Source organism: Leptotrichia sp. (assembly GCF_057270615.1).
Map to the genome: position 1 here is coordinate 1 of NZ_DBHIXN010000148.1, position 1136 is coordinate 1136.

The following is a 1136-nucleotide window of genomic DNA, read 5'->3' on the forward strand; positions in this document are numbered from 1 at the left end:
GAGGAAATCAGAGATTTTTTTAATCAACTAGGATAACAACTATTTTTACTACTTTTCCATGATTATAGGGGATTATATATGAAATTTTTTGATGAAAATTACTCACAAGAAATACATACTCGTATCAAATCTTTAAGAGAAAAATATAATTTAAAGCAAAGCTACCTAGGTAATGCAGGTCAAGTTAGCCAAGTTGAAAAGTAAAAGCGACAAGTTACCGCTTCAATATTGCTTTATTTGAATACTTAAACCGACTTGGACTATAAAGAAATTATTTTTAGAGATATTGCCAAGTTTGTTGAAAATCTGTTTTACCACTGCTTCAGCTCTATTATATTTAGAGATTTAGAAACTGTAAATAAAAGAATGAATTCTTTGTCGGATGATGACTTAATTTCTATACAATCTAGCTGTCTTAGACTTTCCAAGACATTCGCAAATTTCAATATTCAAAGAAAAAAATTTTTGATTTCTGATGAAACTGAAAAAATTATCCATAATGGCAAAAAGGTCATTAAAAAATCAAAAAAGATAAATCAATTTCAACAACAATGGACACATACGCCGAGTTAGCACCGCAAAGAAAGTTAGAATCTGTTAATCTTTATATCGATAAGATTGATGAACTAACGCAATAACTACTCTACCATTCACTCTACCTTTTATTATGTAGCATTCTAAAAACATTGATGTACCAACGTTTCTAACAGCTAAAATAGAAATTATTTAATCTTTTACAGACCTAAACTATTTCCCTATTTAGAATCTATTCATTCATATTTTATAAATTAATTAGTAGATATCATTCTTAAAATCCTTGATATTTCTCTTGGGAACAGGCTTTGGATTTAGGAGCCAGGTATCCAAATCACGTTCAGGTGAGATATAAGGTTTGACTCGGTGGTCTTTATAAAACGTTTCTAAAATAGTTTTCATGACATTCTCTTTCTGATTTTTCTGTAAAATTATAGTAAATTTCTAAATGGTTTAAAAATTTTATAGTCTGTCAAGTTTTTTTCTTGACACCTGCCAGAAATCTGCTATAATAGAACATGTGCTAAATAGCTCAGCTATTTCACTCAAATAAAAAATAAGAAAAGAGACTTTAAAAATGGCAGTTAAAATCCGTTTGACTC

General features: G+C 28.8%; 2 protein-coding genes. Both read left to right on the forward strand.

What is annotated here, in order from left to right; translation table 11 throughout:
* Nucleotides 1-78 precede the first annotated feature (78 nt).
* Nucleotides 79-204 carry a hypothetical protein gene (locus tag ACO409_RS11010; protein WP_000667625.1) on the forward strand — a complete coding sequence of 42 codons (126 nt, stop codon included), beginning with the start codon at nucleotides 79-81 and terminating at the stop codon, nucleotides 202-204.
* A 51-nt stretch (nucleotides 205-255) separates the two neighbouring features.
* Nucleotides 256-573, forward strand: coding sequence for a hypothetical protein (locus ACO409_RS11015; RefSeq protein WP_485557212.1), 318 nt, complete (start codon nucleotides 256-258; stop codon nucleotides 571-573).
* The last annotated feature ends 563 nt before the right edge of the window (nucleotides 574-1136 follow it).

Coding starts and splice junctions, on each gene's coding strand:
- ACO409_RS11010 (WP_000667625.1), top strand. CDS start 79: ATGAAATTTTTTGATGAAAATTACTCACAAGAAATACATACTCGTATC.